The sequence below is a fragment of the Flavobacterium panacagri genome (assembly GCF_030378165.1).
GTDB lineage: Bacteria > Bacteroidota > Bacteroidia > Flavobacteriales > Flavobacteriaceae > Flavobacterium > Flavobacterium panacagri.
This window is the reverse complement of the sequence record NZ_CP119766.1, coordinates 2,054,248-2,074,552: the sequence shown is the minus strand read 5'-3', so window position 1 is coordinate 2,074,552 and position 20,305 is coordinate 2,054,248. Positions and strand designations below refer to the sequence as shown.

17 protein-coding genes and 2 tRNA genes are annotated in these 20,305 nt (G+C 32.7%); 10 read left to right on the top strand and 9 right to left on the bottom strand.

Annotated features, from left to right (window positions below; genetic code table 11):
• Positions 1–35: 35 nt before the first annotated feature.
• From P2W65_RS09360 to P2W65_RS09340, 5 genes are read right to left on the bottom strand one after another with little or no spacing between them, the layout of a single operon-like run.
• On the bottom strand, positions 36–542 hold the full coding sequence (locus P2W65_RS09360) for a DUF6702 family protein (protein WP_289665103.1): 507 nt from the start codon (positions 540–542) through the stop codon (positions 36–38).
• On the bottom strand, positions 539–1,294 hold the full coding sequence (gene bamP, locus P2W65_RS09355; RefSeq protein WP_289665102.1) for a BamP family beta-barrel-assembly machinery protein: 756 nt from the start codon (positions 1,292–1,294) through the stop codon (positions 539–541). The genes P2W65_RS09360 and bamP overlap by 4 nt, the downstream gene beginning before the upstream one ends.
• The gene (locus tag P2W65_RS09350; RefSeq protein ID WP_289665101.1) at positions 1,284–2,012 is read right to left on the bottom strand and encodes a carboxypeptidase-like regulatory domain-containing protein; all 729 of its coding nucleotides are present in this window, start codon (positions 2,010–2,012) and stop codon (positions 1,284–1,286) included. Before P2W65_RS09350 ends, bamP begins: the two co-directional genes overlap by 11 nt.
• Positions 1,999–2,769, bottom strand: a complete 771-nt coding sequence (locus tag P2W65_RS09345; RefSeq protein ID WP_289665099.1) for a carboxypeptidase-like regulatory domain-containing protein — start codon at positions 2,767–2,769, stop codon at positions 1,999–2,001. Before P2W65_RS09345 ends, P2W65_RS09350 begins: the two co-directional genes overlap by 14 nt.
• A complete protein-coding gene (locus tag P2W65_RS09340) occupies positions 2,756–3,523 on the bottom strand; it encodes a hypothetical protein (RefSeq protein WP_289665098.1) in 768 nt (255 codons plus the stop codon). Before P2W65_RS09340 ends, P2W65_RS09345 begins: the two co-directional genes overlap by 14 nt.
• 163 nt (positions 3,524–3,686) lie before the next feature.
• Between P2W65_RS09340 and pepE the strand changes: the two genes are divergently transcribed.
• Positions 3,687–4,394, top strand: a complete 708-nt coding sequence (gene pepE, locus P2W65_RS09335; protein ID WP_289665096.1) for a dipeptidase PepE — start codon at positions 3,687–3,689, stop codon at positions 4,392–4,394.
• A gap of 137 nt (positions 4,395–4,531) precedes the next feature.
• On the opposite strand, the gene P2W65_RS09330 is transcribed toward pepE, so the two are convergent.
• Together P2W65_RS09330 and P2W65_RS09325 are read right to left on the bottom strand one after the other, a co-directional pair.
• Positions 4,532–4,604, bottom strand: a tRNA-Gly gene (locus P2W65_RS09330).
• Between the two features lie 106 nt (positions 4,605–4,710).
• Positions 4,711–4,783 (bottom strand) — tRNA-Gly (locus P2W65_RS09325).
• A 135-nt stretch (positions 4,784–4,918) separates the two neighbouring features.
• Between P2W65_RS09325 and P2W65_RS09320 the strand changes: the two genes are divergently transcribed.
• Positions 4,919–5,356, top strand: a complete 438-nt coding sequence (locus P2W65_RS09320) for a GNAT family N-acetyltransferase (RefSeq protein ID WP_289665095.1) — start codon at positions 4,919–4,921, stop codon at positions 5,354–5,356.
• Between the two features lie 2 nt (positions 5,357–5,358).
• Positions 5,359–6,942: a L,D-transpeptidase family protein gene (locus tag P2W65_RS09315; protein WP_179001430.1), complete on the top strand. Its 1,584-nt coding sequence runs from the start codon at positions 5,359–5,361 to the stop codon at positions 6,940–6,942.
• On the opposite strand, the gene P2W65_RS09310 is transcribed toward P2W65_RS09315, so the two are convergent.
• Entirely contained in the window at positions 6,931–7,656 is a 726-nt protein-coding gene (locus tag P2W65_RS09310) for a murein L,D-transpeptidase catalytic domain family protein (protein WP_179001432.1), read from the bottom strand. The genes P2W65_RS09315 and P2W65_RS09310 overlap by 12 nt on opposite strands.
• A 297-nt stretch (positions 7,657–7,953) precedes the next feature.
• Here P2W65_RS09310 and P2W65_RS09305 point away from each other — a divergent pair, with 297 nt between their 5' ends.
• Both P2W65_RS09305 and gpmI read left to right on the top strand, forming a co-directional pair.
• Positions 7,954–10,383 (top strand): DUF5916 domain-containing protein, encoded by a 2,430-nt coding sequence (locus tag P2W65_RS09305; RefSeq protein WP_289665092.1) that lies wholly within the window; start codon positions 7,954–7,956, stop codon positions 10,381–10,383.
• A 141-nt stretch (positions 10,384–10,524) separates the two neighbouring features.
• Positions 10,525–12,042, top strand: a complete 1,518-nt coding sequence (gene gpmI, locus P2W65_RS09300; protein WP_289665091.1) for a 2,3-bisphosphoglycerate-independent phosphoglycerate mutase — start codon at positions 10,525–10,527, stop codon at positions 12,040–12,042.
• A 107-nt stretch (positions 12,043–12,149) separates the two neighbouring features.
• Here the strand turns inward: gpmI and P2W65_RS09295 are convergent, their stop codons facing one another.
• Positions 12,150–13,400: a DUF445 domain-containing protein gene (locus tag P2W65_RS09295; RefSeq protein WP_289665090.1), complete on the bottom strand. Its 1,251-nt coding sequence runs from the start codon at positions 13,398–13,400 to the stop codon at positions 12,150–12,152.
• A 236-nt stretch (positions 13,401–13,636) separates the two neighbouring features.
• Between P2W65_RS09295 and map the strand changes: the two genes are divergently transcribed.
• The 5 genes from map (at position 13,637) to apaG (ending at position 20,197) form a co-directional block, all read left to right on the top strand.
• Complete coding sequence (gene map / locus P2W65_RS09290; protein ID WP_289665088.1) at positions 13,637–14,455, top strand: type I methionyl aminopeptidase; 819 nt, start codon at positions 13,637–13,639, stop codon at positions 14,453–14,455.
• 144 nt (positions 14,456–14,599) lie between these two features.
• Positions 14,600–15,373: a class I SAM-dependent methyltransferase gene (locus tag P2W65_RS09285; protein ID WP_057117668.1), complete on the top strand. Its 774-nt coding sequence runs from the start codon at positions 14,600–14,602 to the stop codon at positions 15,371–15,373.
• A gap of 122 nt (positions 15,374–15,495) precedes the next feature.
• Entirely contained in the window at positions 15,496–18,396 is a 2,901-nt protein-coding gene (locus tag P2W65_RS09280; protein WP_289665083.1) for a DEAD/DEAH box helicase, read from the top strand.
• 75 nt (positions 18,397–18,471) lie between these two features.
• The gene (locus tag P2W65_RS09275; protein WP_289665082.1) at positions 18,472–19,731 is read left to right on the top strand and encodes a type IX secretion system plug protein; all 1,260 of its coding nucleotides are present in this window, start codon (positions 18,472–18,474) and stop codon (positions 19,729–19,731) included.
• Between the two features lie 79 nt (positions 19,732–19,810).
• Complete coding sequence (apaG, locus tag P2W65_RS09270) at positions 19,811–20,197, top strand: Co2+/Mg2+ efflux protein ApaG (protein ID WP_008467225.1); 387 nt, start codon at positions 19,811–19,813, stop codon at positions 20,195–20,197.
• The last annotated feature ends 108 nt before the right edge of the window (positions 20,198–20,305 follow it).

The window sequence follows — 20,305 nt, the reverse complement described above, 5'->3', positions numbered from 1 at the left end:
AAAATAGCAATTAAAACCATAATTTAACCCCCTATTTAATACTTTAACACTTCTTTCCTTGAAGATTCTGTAAAGAGAATACTCTTTTTCGTGTCAAATGCTGTAATATGTGTAATGTTTTGCTGTTCTGAGTTCCAATCTACCAAAATAGTATTTGCAATTTCCAGTGTTTTAAATTTATCTACATTTTGAATTCTGGAATAACAAACCAAAACATCATCTGCTTCCACTTCTTTAGACAAAAAAACTATTGTTTTGGATTGTCCGTTCACTTTGATAGAAAAATGTTCTGATAGATATTTTTTTAATAATTCTACATCTTCCGGTCTTTCTTTACTTGTACCAACGAAAGTTTTTTTATGATACTTCTTTTCCATTGCATTATTCAAATCATCAATAAAAATGCGGGAAGTAATTTGCAACATCTTTTTTTCAGCAGCATAATTTACCTGAAAAACACCCACATAAAACTTATGAAATGCGAATGATGAAGACAATACAAATAAGACTGCCAGAAAACAGTAAACTAATTTATTTTTCATTTTTTAGAAGCTACAGCTTTCTTAAACTCTTTATTCTTGTTCACCATAAAGTCCATTAATTGAAATTTTTGGTCTGGATTAACAAATTCTCTTGAATGCGGGTCATTTGAACAATACATTAAAAACAACTCAATTTCATCATCTTTAAGCCCGAGTGTTTTGTTATAGAAGTCTTTTGTGAAATTATCTTTAGCATATTCCACAAAAGCAATATCTGTAATTTCTTCTTCTTTAACTTCATCTTTTTTGCTCAAAAGTTTTTTGACATCTTTAAAGATTCGAACAAAATCAGTTCCATATTTTATGGTTTGATCTGAAAGCATTGCTTTATTTTCTGGCGTAGAAAGATTATCCCCTTCAAACTGCATATCTACAATTTTTTGAGAACCGCCCTGCAATGATTTTACTTTTAATTCTTTATGAACGACAACTTCTTTCAGTTGATTGTTGACTAAATCCAATTTTGCTTTAAAAAGAATCTCCGCACAGTCTTTTTCCGTTAAAACGATTTTTTTCGATTGAAATGTCAGACCGGAGAACAGCAAAGTATCTTTTGGCTGCGCCATAATATCAAACAAACCGCCAGCACCAATAAATGTCCGAACATTTGCATTAATATTCATTACATAACCACTTTCTATGGTTAAAAAATCATTGACAACCTGACCGTGTAATGGTTTCCTGAAACCGTTTTGTCCTAATACAAATTGACAAAATAAGCAGACAACGAGTACTCCTAATTTATTTTTCATTTTCGAGAATTGTTAGATATTTTCTTGCTAGATCTGTGATTAAAAACATACTCATTGTTTTGTTTTTAGTATTCAAAGATACAGCAAATTCAGTATCTTCTATACAAAATAATTGAAATCCTTTTATATAATCCACAGGTATTTTCAATCTATCTGTATAATAATTCTCATCAAAAACGTATTCTAGTTTTCTAAAAAGTGCTTCTTTTTCTTCTACTTTAACCTCTTTTTTCAACATAGCCGTTCTCCCAGACATTGCATTCAAAAGCTTATCTACTGAAGTTGAAGTTGCAGTATAAACCTTTCGTTCTGCTGGTGTGTATTTTTTTTGTCCGTATGGGATAATCCCAAGATTTTCTGCCGTAATATTGGCATTTTCATTTACAATTACTTCTTTCAATTCAACTTCTTTTGCCGTCATTTTCACAACTAACAAACTAGAACTTAAATCTTCTACAGTAATTCTTCGTTTAAGTGGCTCTAAGTTTACCGCAGAAAAAACCAAAACTTCTCCTTCTCTCACTGCAATTGAAAAATTTCCATCAGCACCTGAAACTGTCGCCACTTGAGTTGTATTATTGATAATATTCACCCCTTCAACTGGAGTGGATTGTTCCATTACTCTTCCAAGCAACTCCTTCGAATTTCCTTTTTGCCCAAAACCAAACTGAACAAAAAAGACAAACAGGACAATTAATATATTTTTACTTATTCTCACTCGAAATTATTTCTTTATACTTCACAGCCAGTTCTCCTAAAAGAAATTCAGTGGATGTTTTATTTTTAGAATTCATTACAGCACAAAAACGCTCGTCTTCCACCGCAAACAATTTAAATTCGTTTATATTTTGTTCTGGTATTTTTAATTTTTGAATAAAATGACCCTCATCAAACAAATAACTCAATTTCGCAAAATTCTTTTCTTTTTTTTCTATTTCAACATTCGCTTTCAGCCGTTTTGTCCTGCCGTTTATTTTATTTATCAAAGGATCAAGTTGCATAGAACCACCTAAAAGCCCCAGTAACATAATTGGCTTAAAATCTCCTGCCGTTGCCAATTGTCTTTCGGCCTGCGTAAACTTTTTTTGACCATGCGGAACAATTCCTAAATTTTCAGCGGTGATATTAGTCTTTTCATTCACAATTACCTCATTCAATACCACTTCTTTTGGAATCATTCCTACTACAAATTTTTCTGAAGATTTCAAATCATCAGCACTAATTCGTCGTTTAATGGTTTGTAAATTGACAGAAGAAAAAACCAAAATCTGCCCTTCTTTGACAGGTATCGAAAAATTACCATCGGCATCTGAAACAGCAGTTGCCTGAGTATCATTATTAACAATATTCACTCCTTCAACGACGTCCGAAAGAGCAGTTATTTTACCATATAGTGGCTTCATTTCTGTCTGCCCAATACTACTTTGAACAAAAAACAGAAAAAAAGCAGCTGATATGGTTTTATTTGTTTTCACTCGAAATTATTTCTTTATACTTCACAGCCAATTCTCCTAAAAGAAATTCTGTGGAAGTTTTATTTTTAGAATTTAAAACTGCCGTAAACTTATCATTATCCACAGCATAATACTCAAAGCCTTTTACATATTCTGCTGGAATTTTCAATCGCTCAATAAAATGCTCTAAACTAAACATATTCTCCAAAAGCTTCATAAAGAACTCTTTTTTCTCTACCACAGCTTCTTTTTTCAGCATTGCCGTTCTTCCTGAGAAAAAATTCAGTAAAGGGTCTGCAGAGATTGATCCACCAACCATTCCTCCTCCATTTGCCGTAGCATCTAATGCTGTTGCTGTTCTTAATTTTCTTTCGGCGGCAGTATATTTTTTCTGACCTTCAGGAATTATCCCGAGACTTTCAGCATTAATATTATCATATCTTTTTATCACAACTTCTTGCAATTGATACATCACCATATTAAGCGTAACTGTAAAATTAATATTTGAAAAATCCTCTTGTTTCACCATAATTCTTTTTTCTTTAAAAGTTACCGAAGAAAAAACGAGCACATCGTCTGCTTTAGCCATAATTGAAAATGATCCGGAGGCATCTGAAGTTACCGTTTCTTCTGTCTGAGCATTGATAACATAAACCCCATCGGCGTTTGAAACACTCGATACAATCTTACCATTTAAAACAGAACGATCCTGGGTTTGAGCTAAACAAGCTTGACCCGCAATAACAACTAAAAAACAAGTGATTTTCTGAAACAAAATGAAATAAATTAAAAATATTCTTAAAACGGTAAAAATATCTTAATCTCATCCAAATTTAATACTAATGAGTTGGTAAAAATATGTTAATTAAAATCTTAAAAAAATATGCCAAGAAAGAGTTTTTAATACCTTTATCGAACAAATTTTGAGTCAAAAAATCATGAAAAGCATTATTATTGCAAGCACCTCTACCTTGCACGGAGGAAAATATCTAGAATATCTTTTACCAACTTTAAAATCGCATTTTAAGAACTGTAAAACCATATTATTTATTCCTTATGCACGTCCAAGTGGCATATCACATGATGAATATACACAAAAAGCAAAAGAAGCTTTTTCATCAATCAACATAGAAGTAAAAGGAATTCATGAATTTGAAAATCCGCAAGATGCCATAAAAAATGCAGAAGGAATTTTTACCGGCGGAGGTAACACTTTTTTATTGGTTACACAGCTTTACAAAAACAACGTTATGCAATTACTTTCTGAAACAGTAAAAAACGGAACTCCTTATTTAGGATCAAGCGCAGGAAGTAACATCTGTGGTTTATCAATGCAGACCACAAACGACATGCCTATAATTTACCCTCCAAGTTTCCAGACATTAGGATTAATTCCTTTTAACTTAAATCCGCATTATCTAGATGCCGATTTACAATCCAAATATATGGGAGAAACGCGCGAAACAAGAATTAAAGAATTTCATGCATTCAATGCCATTCCAGTTTTAGGATTAAGAGAAGGAAGCTGGCTGGACGTAAAAGGAGACAAAATCACTTTAAAAGGAGACTTATCTGCAAGATTATTTAAACAAAATCAAGAAGCTCAAGAGTTAGAACCAGAAACTGATTTAAGCAATCTGAATTAATTTTTAAACCATATAAGTTATATAAGCTCATTTAAAAACAAAGTTCAAACCCAAAACTTTAATTACTTACATAACTTATATGGTTCAAAAAAGAATAAAAACAAAAAAGCCTCAAACAATGTTTGAGGCTTTTGAAGAGCGAAAGACGAGGCTCGAACTCGCGACAACCAGCTTGGAAGGCTGGAGCTCTACCAACTGAGCTACTTTCGCATTAACAGGGTGCAAATATAAATAATTTTTTATTATTAAAAAATAAAAATCAAAAAATATTTATTTTTGACAAAGAAATCAAAACTTATTTATTTAGATTTCTTAGAGCGAAAGACGAGGCTCGAACTCGCGACAACCAGCTTGGAAGGCTGGAGCTCTACCAACTGAGCTACTTTCGCATTGGTGGTGCAAATATAAAAAGAAAGTTCAGTTCAAAACAAGCTTTTGGGCAAAAAAAATCAATAAAAAACAACATTTTTTTATAACTAATTTAAAATTAAAAAGTTATAAATTCGCTATTTTTAAAAAAAATCATGATTACAATTAAAGAAATCCCATCCAAAGAAACTTATGCCGTTCGTCAACCTGTTTTAAGAAAAGGAAAACCAATAGAGAGCTGCATCTTTGATGGAGATGATCTAGAAACGACGCATCATTACGGGTTATTTGATAATGAAAATTTAATAGGAATTATTTCGTTATTCAAAAAAATCAATCCTATATTTGCCGAGCGAAATCAAGCACAAATTCGAGGAATGGCAGTTTTAGAAACCCACCAGAAAAAAGGATTTGGAGAAGCTTTGGTCAAACATTGTGAAACCTACTGCAATGAAAACAAAGTCGATTTGATTTGGTTTAATGCCAGAACAGCAGCTGTTGGCTTTTATCAAAAAATGAATTACCAGCCCCAAGGTGATGCTTTTGATATTAAAGACGTTGGCGAACATTATTTGATGTTTAAAAGATTATAATTATGAAGAAACTTTACTCTTTAGCAGTAATATGCATTTTTGTGAGTTGCAAAAAAGAAACTCCAAAACCTACTCCTGTCATCAAAAAACCGGTGCCAGCAATCATACTTACTGACGAAAGGAAAGTTGAAATAGATACTGCCGCAATTGGCACTTTTAAAAGCGAGACGCTGAAACAATTTTATATCGCTTCAGAAAACCAAACAGTTTGGGGAAATCTTGCAAAAAGAAAATACGTTTTAGCTCAATTAGAAAATTCAGATAAATTGGGTTTAAATCCTGAAGACTATAAAGCTTCTCAATTGAAGAAATTCGAAAGTAAAATCAGCAAGCTGAGCGATAAAGATTTAGCCACTTATGACATATTACTGACCTATAATTTTGAAAAATATCTAAGTCACTTATATAAAGGAAAGCTAGATCCTAAAAAACTTTATAACAATTGGGACTTGGAAGAAAAAACATTTGATGTAAATAATGTTTTGATTAAAGCGTTCAACAAAGACAAATTAGACAGTATTGTTGACAACATTCAGCCAAAAACACAAACTTATAAGCAATTATTAAAAGCCCTAGAGATTATCAATACCTTTCCAGATGATAACATAAATAGTATTGAAGGTGTAGAGAAAATAGTTTTAAATGATACGAATTCAGCTTTAATAAATATCAAGAAAAGACTTTTGTATTGGAATGATCTATCAGGAAAAGATAGCCTTACAAAGATATACAACCAAAAAACTTTTGAAGCCGTGAAAAGGTTTCAGGAGAGACACGGACTTGCTTCTGATGGAGTTATCGGTGTTGGAACAATTAAAGCTTTAAATTTTTCAAAGGAAAAAAGAAAAGAGCAGATTATAGCCAATTTAGAGCGATGGAGATGGTATACAAGCGAATTAGCCGAAAACTATTTCATTATAAACATTCCAGATTATAGTCTAAATGTTGTTGAAAGCCAAGACACTACTTTGGTTCGAAATGTTGTGGTTGGAACCAGCAAAAGGAGAACTCCTGTGATTACTTCTTTTTTGAAAACCGTTGTTTTTAATCCGACTTGGACAGTTCCACCAACAATTTTAAAAGAAGATGTTGTTCCCGCAATGAAACGAAACCGAAATTATCTGGCTAAGAAAAACATCACTATTTATGATACTTCGGGAAATGTTGTTGATCCAATTGCTTGGAACGAAAACAAACCCAATAATTACCGTTATGTACAAAGCCCTGGATATTCTAATTCATTAGGACTTATGAAAATCTTATTTCCAAACCATCATAGCGTTTACCTTCATGACACTAATCATCGTAATATTTTTGGACGTAATAATCGCTCGATGAGTTCAGGATGTGTTCGTGTTGAAAATCCGCTTGAATTAGCGCAGCATATATTGGATGTTGATGGAAACTGGCCTCAAGACAGAATCGACACTATTATTGCATCTAAAAAGACGATGAGTTTCAAAATCACAAAAAAATACTCTTTGTATCAATGGTATTGGACTGCTTGGAGCAAAAAAAATCAGCTCCTGTTCAGAGCTGATATTTATAATTTAGATTCGGATTTATATGCTAAATTAAGAAATTAGCTTTTCCTCCATTGAGAAACTTCTTGATGGATGATAAATATATAAACACGATTTATCTTTTATTACTTCGATAATCTCATCAGTTAATTCAACTGGAACTGCAGGACAGCCTTGGCTTCTGCCTAATCTTTTATGATCTCTGATAAAAGACTCAGAAACATAATCTGCACCATGCATTACAACACCTCTTTGACGTGCATTGTCATTTACACCATCTTCTAATCCATCTAAACGTAATGAAGCACCATGTTTTCCTTGATAGATTTCGCCTGTAGCATAAAAACCTAAACTGCTTTTAAATGAAGAATTCAGATTTGAAAATGCCGTAGCAAATTCTTCTCCTGTATTTCTTCCATGCGCCACAAGAGAATTAAACAAAATAGTGTTGGTTGTTAAATCAATCACCCACAAACGTTTTGTGTTTGATGATAAACTGAAATCAATAAGAGTCAAAATGTTCTTCTTAATAACTCCTTTTTCTTTCAACAAATAAAATCCCTTTAAAGCTTCCGTAAAAGTTTTAAATTCTGGCATTTTAAAATTGTTTGAATTTAGGGCATTGTAAACGCTTTCAATTTTGGAATCAACTGTTACTTTTTCAACTTTAGCAATCGATTTTACAGTAGCGTTCTTTTTAAGATCTGTAGTGTTTTTTGAATCTTTTCCAAAAGACAATAGCAAAAACACAAATAGCGGATAAATTTTGTAAATCATTGAATTTCTTTAGGTTAAACAAAAATTTGGGTAAGGCAAAAGTATAAAAAATTCATTCCTTGCAAAATACAACCCTGATTTTCAGGCCTTTTTTGTTTAAACTTTAACATAATTAACATAAAAATGTTATTTCTGTAAGATTTTTTCTTATGCTAAAAAACATAACATTTTAGCTGATTTTCTTAAAAAAACATCAAAAAAGTGGAAATCTTGAAACAAAAACTGTAACAAGTGAAAGAAAATGTAGTCTATTCTTTCTAAATTAAAAGAGTTTCCACTATTTCGGGTCAAAAATCGATGAAAAAAACATTTCTATTTTGTTTTCTATTTGCTGCTTTGTGTAGTTACAGCCAAAAAAAAGCACTTAAGGCTCAGGTAACTTCACAATATATTTCTGTTGACGGAAACCTGAATGAACCGGCTTGGGAAAATGCATCGATTGCATCAGATTTTGTGATGCTGGAGCCAGACAACGGAAAACCTATACCCCACGAAAAGAAAACAGAAGTTAAAATACTATATGATAATGACGCCATTTATATTGGCGCTATGATGTATGATAATGAACCTTCTAAAATTTTAAAAGAAATTTCGCAACGAGACAACTTCGGAACAGCAGACCTTTTTGGCGTTTTTATAAATGGCTTTAATGACGGACAACAAGACTTTATGTTTTATGTTTCAGCAGCAGATGTACAGGGCGATTGTATAATGACCGATGCAAATGGTGAAGATTATTCCTGGGATGCCGTTTGGATCAGTAAAGCTTCTATAAAAGAAAACGGATGGGTAGTCGAAATTAAAATACCTTATTCTGCTTTGCGTTTTTCAGCAGAAAACAAACAAACTTGGGGAATCAACTTTTTCAGAGATATAAAAAGAGACCGTTTTAAGTATACTTGGAATTTTGTAGATAGAAAAATAGGCACTTTTACGCAACAGGCTGGAACTTTGGAAGGAATTGAAAACATTAAACCTCCTACTCGATTGTTTTTTATGCCTTACGCCTCTTATTATTTGAATGCGGCAGACGGACAAAAAACGTACGGAACCATGAAAGGTGGCATGGATATTAAATACGGAATTAATGACGCTTTTACTGTCGATGCGATTTTAATTCCTGATTTTGGGCAGACAAAATACGACGATCAAATTTTAAATCTAGGCCCGTTTGAACAGCAATTCAATGAAAACAGAGCCTTTTTTACTGAAGGAACAGATTTATTCAGCAAAGGAAACATCTTTTACTCCAGAAGAATTGGCGGCATACCATCAACAAAACCTGAACTTAATGAAAATGAAGAGGTAACTGAATTTCCAGCAAGTGTAAACCTTGTAAACGCGCTTAAAGTTTCAGGAAGAACTAAAAATGGATTGGGAATAGGAGTCTTAAATGCCGTTACCGAAAAAACTTTTGCTACTATAAAAGATACTATTACAGGAGAAACTAGACGTGAAGTTGTAGAACCTTTAACTAATTATAATGTATTGGTTTTAGATCAGCGCTTTCGCAAAAATTCCTCTGTAACCTTTATTAATACAAACGTAACCCGAAATGGTCATTTTAGAGACGCAAATGTTACAGGTTTGGCTTGGAATTTAAATACAAAAGCCAACACTTATAGTTTGTTTGGAAATGTAAAATACAGTCATATAAATGATATTGAAGACAAAAACGGTGTTTATTCTACAGTAGGTTTTGCAGAAACGAGCGGTAATTATCGCTATAGTTTTGGCACCGATTATGTCAGCAAAGATTATGACCCGAATGACCTTGGAATAAACTTTTACACCAATTATTATAATTTTTATGGAAATGCCAATTACAGGATTTTAAACCCAACTAAAAAATTCAACACTTTCAGAATCAATTATAATATGTATACCGAATTCAATAAAGAATCCGGAAAACTACAGGATAACAGCATCAATGCTAATCTTAATTTAACTACTGTAAAAAACAATTATTACGGAACCGGAATTACTTTTTATCCGCTTGAAATTTACGATTATTACGAGCCGAGAGCTGAAGGAAGATATGTTGGAATTCCTAGAAGAATAGAAACTTGGGGAAGCATTTCCACCAACTACAACCATAAATTTGCCATCGATTTAAACGGAACTTTTAATGTTTTTGACGAATCGGAAAGAATCACTTATGGCTTTGATATTGGCCCAAGATACCGTTTCAGCGATAAATTATTATTTACTTATTTCTTTAGTTATATCAGAAAAAACAATAACAAAGGTTATATTGACCAAATCGATGATGACAATAATGAAAACACACCTAACCAAATCATCTTTGCCAACCGAAATGTTATTACATATTCTAATACTTTAGGCGGAAAATATGCTGTAAACAGCGCTATTACAATTAATCTTGCAGTTCGTCAATATTGGTCTTATGCGGATAATAAAGATATTTTAATTTTAGAACCAAACGGCGATTTAGATCCTTATCCACAATATACCACGAACAAAAATTCAAGCTTTTATTCCTGGAATACCGATTTATCTTTTTCATGGTGGTTTGCGCCTGGAAGTCAGCTTTCGGCTTTGTATCGAAATAATGCTTCTAATTTTGAGCGAATTATCGATAAAGATTTTAGACACAATGTTTCCGGACTTCTCAATAATGATGCTTTAAAACACATTTTTTCTATAAGCGTAAAATATTTTATTGACTATAATGCTGTCAAAAATAAAGTCAGAAAGAGAGCTTAGCGTGAATTAATTTTAAAAAATAAAGACTTCTATAATTAATTTAATATTTTTTATCTGAGTTCATTTTATTAAATATAAATGTCGTTATGCTTTCTCTTCAAAGTTTAGAAATGACTTATCTTTGTAGAAAACAAAAATATAATGAACAAAAAAGTTATCCTTATGATTTTAGATGGTTGGGGAAAATCTCCTGACCCTAAAGTATCTGCAATAGACAATGCAAATGTTCCTTTTATAAACAGTCTTTACAAAAACTACCCAAGCGCACAGCTTAGAACTGACGGATTAAATGTTGGTTTACCTGAAGGACAAATGGGAAACAGCGAGGTTGGACACATGAACCTTGGTGCTGGAAGAATTGTATACCAGGATTTAGCCAAAATTAATTTAGCTGTAGAACATAAAACTTTAGCAAAAGAACAAGTTTTGATTGACGCCTTTACTTATGCTAAAGAAAACAATAAAAAAGTACACTTTTTAGGATTAGTTTCAGATGGTGGTGTTCACTCACATACTTCACACCTTCGCGGTCTAATCGATGCTTCTCAACAATATGGTTTAGACCAGGTTTACATTCACGCTTTTACAGACGGACGTGACGTTGATCCAAAATCTGGAGCAAAATACATTCATGATCTTGAAGATTATATTAAAGATACTCCTGTAAAAATTGCTTCTATCATTGGTCGTTACTATGCAATGGATCGTGATAAAAGATGGGAACGTGTAAAATTAGCTTATGACTTAGTTGTAAACGGCGTTGGAACTCCATCAACTAATCCCGTTTCAAGTGTTTTGTCAAGCTATGAAAAAGAAGTTACAGACGAATTTATCGAACCAGTTGTGATGGTTGATGCAAATGCAAAACCTCTTGCAACTATTGTTGAAGGTGATGTTGTAATCTTCTTTAACTTTAGAACAGACAGAGGACGTGAACTTACTGAAGCGCTTTCGCAACAGGATTTCCACGAACAAAATATGCATAAACTAAACCTGTATTATGTAACATTGACCAACTACGATGAAACATACCAAAATGTAAAAGTAGTTTACAATAAAGATAATATCACTGAAACTCTTGGTGAGGTTTTAGAAAAAGCAGGTAAAAAACAAATCAGAATTGCGGAGACTGAGAAATATCCTCACGTAACTTTCTTCTTTTCTGGTGGTAGAGAAACTCCTTTTGAAGGCGAAGAAAGAATCTTAAGAAATTCTCCTAAAGTTGCCACTTACGATTTAAAACCAGAAATGAGTGCTTACGAATTGGCAGATGCTCTTGTTCCTGAATTAAACAAAGGTGAAGTTGATTTCGTTTGTTTAAACTTCGCAAACGGAGATATGGTGGGACATACTGGAATTATGGAAGCAGCTATTAAAGCTTGTGAAGCAGTTGACGCTTGCGCTAAAAAAGTAATCGAAGCCGCTCTTGCAAATGATTATACCACAATCGTAATTGCAGATCACGGAAACTGCGAAACGATGATTAATCCTGACGGTTCTCCAAATACAGCACATACAACAAACCCAGTGCCGATCATTTTGGTTGATAAACAACTGAAAAGTATCCAAGATGGTGTTTTAGGTGATATTGCTCCAACAATTTTAGAATTAATGGGTGTACAACAGCCAAATGCGATGACTTGTCATTCATTATTATAGAAAATATTTTTCTTCATAAAAAAGAGGTAAGTTTTTAAAATTTGCCTCTTTTTTTATACCTGTTTTTTGTCATTTCGACTGAAATGACAAAAATTACGAATATCTTATTATAAAAATAAATGATACAACTGTTCTACACCATAAATAATTAATCCAATAATCCCTCCAACCAAAGTTCCGTTGATTCTAATATATTGAAGATCTTTTCCTATTTCAAGTTCCAGTTTTTCAGAAACCTCTTTTCCATCCCAAGATTTTACAGTTGACGAAATCAAATCTCCAATTACCTTTTTATTATTTAATAGAACCGAAAGCAGATCGTTTTTAATGAAATTATTGATTTTATCAATCATTACTGGATCTTCTTTGATTCCGTTTCCAAAGGTTTGAATTAAACTCGAAATACTATTTTTGATAGAAGATTCCTCTCCTTTATCCAAATCATTTGTGATTGAAAGTTTGATTTCGTCCCAAATTCCATTGATGTAATCCTGAACTTCTTTTTTTCCTACGAAACCTAAAATCATATCGTTGATTTTAACTCTCATTTCTTCTGAGTTTTTTACTTTCTCTAAAAAGTCAAAAATATATTCATCAATCTTTAAACGAACTGCACTTTCAGGCTTTTTGGCTTCATTTAAAAAATCCTGTAAACCATTAAAAACACCTTCGGTAATACTTTTATCGGCTAAACCAAAACTTAAAAGTGGCGTGGAAGCTTTTACTTTCTGCCTAATTAAATCTTTGTTATTGGTTAATTCAGCACTCATTACTTCCAAAAGATTCGTCAGCATCTGATTTTTTAAATCTCCCTTTTGAAGAGGTTCTAAAGCAACGGCAACCCAATTTCCAAAATTTATTCCTTCCATTTTTTCCTTAAACTGAACCTGAATAAATCTTTTGACATCCTCATCTTTAATGGTTCTTAAAATCCCCGGAATGATATTTACTGCAACAACATTGGCAATTTTATCTGCATTTTCTTCCTGCGAAAGCCAATCAGAAGCTTTGGTTGCAAAATTGAATTCGTCGAGTTTAATTTCTAGCTTCTCCCGATTCAGAAATTCTTCTGAAACAAAATTTCCAAGATTCTCCCCTATTTCATTTTTCTTAGTCGGAATAATAGCCGTATGCCAAATCGGAATTCCCAACGGATGGCGAAACAACGCCACAACCGCAAACCAATCGGCAATTCCACCTACCATTGCGGCTTCACTAAAAGCCTGAAGCATCGGAATTTTAAAATAAATTGCTATGATAAAAAGCAAGACTGCAATTCCCAAAAGCGACAAAGCAAATCGCTTCATTTTCTTTAAAGCCTTAGCTTTTTCTATATCCTGATCTGTAACAGTTTCCATAATTACATACGTTTTTACTACTAATTTAGGGCTTTTTTCTGAGACCGTTCTTCATTCTTTGTCTTTAAATAGCCACGAATTCACGAATTTTATTTAAAAATTAATTCATTAATTCGTGCAATCTGCATTTTTAAAAGTTTTGTTTTGAGATAATTCGTGAATTCGTGGCAGAAAAAAATAACTCAAAAAAAATTAATTAAAAATTGTACTTTTGCCAACTGAAAATCTGAAAAAATATGATCATCCAAAAAACCAGAGAGGAAATCGAATTGATGCGCGAAAGTGCTTTAATCGTATCAAAAACATTAGGAATGATTGCTTCTGAAATTAAAGAAGGAGTGACTACATTATATCTTGACAAATTAGCTGAAGAATTTATTCGTGATCACGGTGCTGTACCAAGTTTTCTTGGTCTGTATGATTTCCCGAATTCGCTTTGTATGAGTCCAAATGCTCAGGTTGTTCACGGTATTCCTAATAATGTTCCGCTTAAAAATGGGGATGTTATTTCAGTAGACTGCGGTGCTTTTAAAAATGGTTTTCATGGAGATCACGCGTATAGTTTTGAAATTGGTGAAGTTGCTCCGGAAGTAAAAAAACTTTTAAGAGTGACCAAAGAATCCCTTTATGTTGGAATCAGAGAATTTAAAGCTGGTAATCGTGTTGAAGATGTTGGAAATGCGATTCAGAAATATACAGAAGCTCACGGTTACGGAGTAGTTCGTGAGTTGGTTGGACACGGTGTTGGGCAAAAAATGCACGAAGAACCAGAAATGCCAAACTACGGAAAACGCGGTCGCGGAAAACTTTTTGTAGAAGGAATGGTTGTGGCGATTGAACCTATGATCAACATGGGTACAAGAAACATCAAACAACTAAAAGACGGCTGGACAATCCTAACTGCTGACGGAAAACCAAGTGCGCATTTCGAGCACGATGTAGCGTTAATTGATGGAAAACCAGAATTATTATCGACTTTCCAATACATCTATAAAGCTCTTGGAATTGAGAGTAATGAAGAAGATGAATTTAGAAAAGTGCCGTTAGTGTTATAGTTATAGCCGAGATTCAAAAACTTAAAAAAAATTCGAACTCCTGCAAGGTTTTCAAAAATCTTGTAGGTGTCTTTTTTCAAACTTAAATACCTACAAGGTTTTGAAAACCTTGCAGGAAAACAAAAAATATTTTGAAATAGCCCCATGAAGAAACTTTTCAAATTAGTTCTAAATACCATTCCAAGACCATTATTAATTCGTTTGAGTTATGTGGCGCGTCCTATTTTGGCTTTTTCTTTAAGAGGAGATAAATTTACTGATCCTATTGACGGAAGAAGCTTCAAATCTTTTCTACCTTACGGATACGGAAAACAACGTAATAATGTGCTTTCGCCAAGTACACTTTCATTAGAAAGACACCGTTTACTTTGGTTGTATTTAAATGACCAAACTGATTTTTTTACAGCTCCAAAAAAAGTATTGCATTTTGCACCAGAGCAAGCTTTTTACAAACTTTTCCGAAAACAGAAAAATCTGGATTACACAACAACTGATTTGTTTTCGCCTTTGGCAGATGTAAAAGCGGACATTTGTAATTTGCCTTTTAAAGACAACGAATATGATGTGATTTTATGCAATCACGTTTTAGAACATATTCCGGATGATACAAAAGCAATGCAGGAATTATTCCGTGTTTTAAAACCAGGCGGAATGGCGATTCTTCAAATTCCTCAGGATTTAAATCGCGAAGTTACATTTGCAGATGATTCGATTACAGACCAGAAAGAGCGTGCTAGAATTTTTGGCCAATACGATCACGTTCGTATTTACGGACGCGATTATTTCGACAAATTAAGAAGCATTGGTTTTATCGTAATTGAAGAAGATTATACTAATAAAATAGCACCAGAATTGGTTGAAAAATATTGTTTAGCAAAAGGAGAAATTATTCCGCTTTGCTTTAAACCTGAAAACTAATTTTTTCACCATATAAGTGATATAAGTTCATTTAAAAGAGTTTTCAAATTATTTCTATTTTGAAAACTCTTTCTTTTTTTGCCCTATTCCCAAAATACAAGCCTAACCAAATCCCTAAAATCTTGGAACCTACAAAATCATTTCAATTTTGCTTTGACATTAGTTTAGAAAAAAATCTAAATACTTATATTCCAACCACCTACATTGTTGAGAATTCTGATGAAATTAAATATCTGGATAAAAAAGCAAGTCCTGGCGTAATGCAAAGCTTCGGGATTGTTTACGATAATCTGGATTCTAATTCAAAAAAAATACTGACCGCCTGCGAATCTTTAAAACCTGAATTTATTTTCAAAAAATTCAGTGCCAAAATCAAATCGGCTAAGACTATTGCCGATTTGCAGAAAGATTCCAAAATTGATTTTGCAATTCGTCAGCATTTAAAATTTCATTTGGGTTCATTTTATGATTTAATTGTAAAAGAGCAATTTCCGTTGTCATTAAACCTTGGGCCTGAAAAAGATTTTTATCGTTCCAGAGTTGATGTGAGTCCGCTTTATTTTGAACCTCAGATTCAATTTGACAAACACGACGAAGGAATTACCTATACTCTTTCTTTAAAAGAAAACGAAACTGCCTTTTTACCTATGGATAAAAAAGCTGATATTCTTTTAGACGAGCCAGGATGGTTAATTATTAATAAAAAACTGGGTCAGTTAACAGCGCTTAACGCTAAAAAATTGATGCCTTTTTTAAAGAAAAAATCAATTGAAATTCCATCAAAATTAGTCGATGATTATTTCAAAAGTTTTATTCCTGAAATAGCAAAGAAAATCGACATTGAATCAACAGGTTTTGAAGTCGAAAGTCGGGATAAAATTATTTCCTGTACAATTCAGCCGGTTCATGATTTCTTTAAAAACTGTTACTATCTTAATCTTTATTTTGATTATGATGGTTATACATTTGACGCTTCCAAAACAAAAAAAACACATTCGTTTGTTGATTTCAGCATTGCCAACCAGCCTAAAATAATTCAATTTAAAAGAAGTTCTGAAGAGGCTTTTTATACCGATAAGTTGGCCGAACTTGGCTTGACCATAATCAAAAATGAATTTTACGGACTTGATTCAGAAACTGAAAATCCAGATCCTTACATCAATATTCAATTCATTATTGACCATAAAGAAGAACTGGAAAGTTTAGGCTTTACCATTGAAAATCTGAAAGCCGAAAGCAAAGAAATTATTACCGAAAATCATATTGTTTCAGCTTCAAAAGAAACAGCCGGAGATTGGTTTGATATTAAAATTATCATTACGATTGGAACGTATAAAATCAATTTCAGCGAAATTATTCCAAACATAAAAAGCAAAGAAAGGCTTTTTCAATTGCCTGACGGAAACTACTTTTTAATTCCGCTGGAGTGGTTTAGCAAATACAGTTCACTTGCCAAACTAGCCAAAACAGAAGGAGGAAATCTTCTTTTGCGTAAGAGCAATTTTACCGCTTTGGATGCCATTCCGGAAATCAAAGATGACATCACTACCAAAGCCGAATACAAAGCTTCTGATTTATTAAAAGCAACTTTAAGACCGTATCAAATTGAAGGTGTACAGTGGCTTTTAGGGCATTTCAACTCCAATTTAGGCGCTTGTTTAGCCGATGACATGGGGCTTGGAAAAACGTTGCAGACTTTGGCAGTTTTGGTTGCTGTTCAGGAACAATTAGGTTTCACTACAAAAACAACGAATTTTGATCTGTTTTCAAATGAAACTACAATCGAAAGAGAACCGCTAAAAACACTGATTGTTTTACCATCTTCATTAGTTTTTAACTGGTATAATGAATCTTTGAAATTCACTCCGCATTTTTCAAAAATGCAATATGTCGGGAATGATCGAAAACAATTAGCCGGCAGATTAGCCACAACAGATTTGATTTTTACGAGTTACAGCATTGTTCATCGTGATATTGCTGTTTTAGAAAAATATGATTTCCGTTATCTGATTTTAGACGAAAGTCAATACATTAAAAATAAAGATTCTAAGATTTTTAAAGCAATCAACAAGATTAGCACAGCTCATAAAATTGCTTTGAGCGGTACGCCGATCGAAAATTCGCTTGACGATTTATGGTCGCAGATGCAGTTTATAAATCCTGATATTTTAGGAAATTATAAGTTTTTCATGGATAATTTTAAAACTCCAATTGAAAAAAGACAGGACGAAACTATTTTATCAGAATTAAAAACTCTTGTCCAACCTTATATTTTGCGACGAACCAAAGAACAGGTTTTAAAAGATTTACCTGAATTATCAGAACAGATTTACTACTGTGAAATGGATCCTGAACAGGAAAAATTATACGAAAAAGAAAAATCCAAAGCCCGTAACTTTTTACTAAAAACCGATGGCTCAAGTCCGGATAAAATCAGCATTATTAATACGTTGATGAAATTAAGACAATTGAGTAACCATCCGAAAATGGTTGATCAGGAATCTGAAATTGATTCCGGAAAATATATTGCGGTTACCAATTATCTGGAAACTTTAGTCCACGAAAAACAAAAGGTTATTATTTTCAGTTCGTTTGTAACCAATCTTGGATTTTACACCGACTGGTGCAAGCAAAACAAAATCCAATATTGTGAAATCACGGGAGAAACTCCAGCCAATAAAAGAGAACAACAGGTAAAAGTATTTCAGGAAAAAGAAGAACCATTATTATTTTTCATTTCGCTGAAAGCGGGAGGCGTTGGTTTAAATATCACCAAAGCTTCTTACGTTTTATTTTTAGACCCATGGTGGAATCCTTTTGCAGAGAAACAAGGAGTTGGACGAGCACATAGAATTGGACAATTGAACAAAGTAAATGTGGTTCGATTTATTTCTAAAAATACAGTTGAAGAAAAAATCATCAAACTGCAGGAAAACAAAAAACTGTTGTCCGACTCGCTTTTAGAAGAAAGCTATATTAATGATGAAATCGAAGCCAATTTAGAATACATTTTGAACTCTTAATAAGTTAAACCAATAAATCTGGCTGTTTTTCGTTGTATAAAATTGTTATATTTACAATCTTACAACATAAATAAGATGTCAAAATTTTTATATCAGAGCCTTTTATTTTTTTTCTTCTTTAGTTCAATAACTGCACAGCAAGTACAAAACGAGGTTGAACCACCTTATAATATTAAAACCGTTTCTTTTGTTCAAAACGGAAGTAATGTTGTTCCTATTTTTGAATTAGGTTCTTCGTTTGCTTTTCAGTTTGATGATTTATTTGGTAATGAAGCTAATTATTATTTTGAAATTCTGCATTGTGACTATAACTGGATACCAACCGCTATTCCGAAAACGGATTATATTGGCGGTTTAGACAATCAGAGAATTAATGATTATTCTAATTCATTTAATACACTTCAGATTTATTCGCATTACAGACTATCTTTTCCGAATCAGTTTACAACACAAATAAAGTTTTCTGGAAATTATATGTTGAGAATTCTAAATGAAGACCGAGAATTAGTGCTTTCGAGAAAGTTTATTTTATACGAAAATCATTCAACCGTTACAGCACAGGTAAAAAGAAGCCGAAACCTTAGCAATATCGACTATAAACAAAACTTAGATTTTGCTATTTTATCTAATGATATTGTATTTCAGACGCCTCTACAAAATGTAAAAGTTCTTTTATTACAGAATGGAAATTTCAATACAGCTATAAAAAATATTATTCCTCAATATACTATTGGTAATCAACTGGTTTATAAATACGATAAAGAAACTCAGTTTTGGGGTGGAAATGAATTTTTGTATTTTGAAAATAAAGATATTCGCGCCGCCAATAATAATGTTGCTAAAATAGGTTCTAATGGCGATATTTATAACGCTCATTTATATACTAATGCCGCAAGAGGAAATCAGATCTACACGAATTATGAAGATGTAAACGGAAACTTTGTGGTTAAGAACATCAATGCATCTAACAATGATATTGAAGCTGATTATGCTTGGGTTTACTTCACATTATCTGCTCCAGCATTTCGATTAAACAAAGACATTTACATTACCGGAATGTTTAATAACTACAGCCTTTCGCCAGAATATAAAATGGACTATAACACCGATAAAGCTGTTTTTGAAAAAGCCATTATGATCAAACAGGGATTCACTAATTTCCAGTACACTGTTGCTGATAAAAAAGGCGTTATTGATAACGAAAACGCTATTGACGGAAACTTCTATCAGACTGAAAACGAATACACAATTTTGGTTTATTATAAAGAAGCAACAGACCGTTATCAGCGCGTTATTGGTAAAGGAAATGCAAACTCTATCAATATAGTCAATTAAAACAATGTTAAGGTTCTAGATTAAACGATTTTTTTTCTTAACTTTGCCACTATAACACACACATATATACTGCGTTAGTATGGTTTCTCAGATTACACGAGGCATAAAAATATCTGTTTTGACTAGTTTTGAAGGTACTTACTTCAAGAACTACAAGATTCACTTTGCTTTTAGTTATGTAGTTACGATTGAAAACCACAGTAAAGATTCTGTGCAGTTAACTTCACGTCACTGGGAAATTTTTGATTCTCTAAACGATCTAGAAGTAGTAGACGGTGAAGGTGTAATTGGTAAAAAACCAGTTTTAAAACCAGGTGAAAATCACACTTATAGTTCTGGTTGTTTATTATCATCTCCTTACGGAGCTATGAAAGGTCATTTTAATATGATCAATTTTACTACAACAAAAACATTCAAAGTAATTGTTCCTACCTTTAGAATGTGTGCTCCTTTTGCTTTAAATTAAAGCATCTTATTTCTGCAATTCTTTTTATCGTTATCTTAATCATAAAATTATCAATTTATTAATTTATCCTTTGTACTTTTGTGCAGCGTTAGATTATTCGTAACAAAT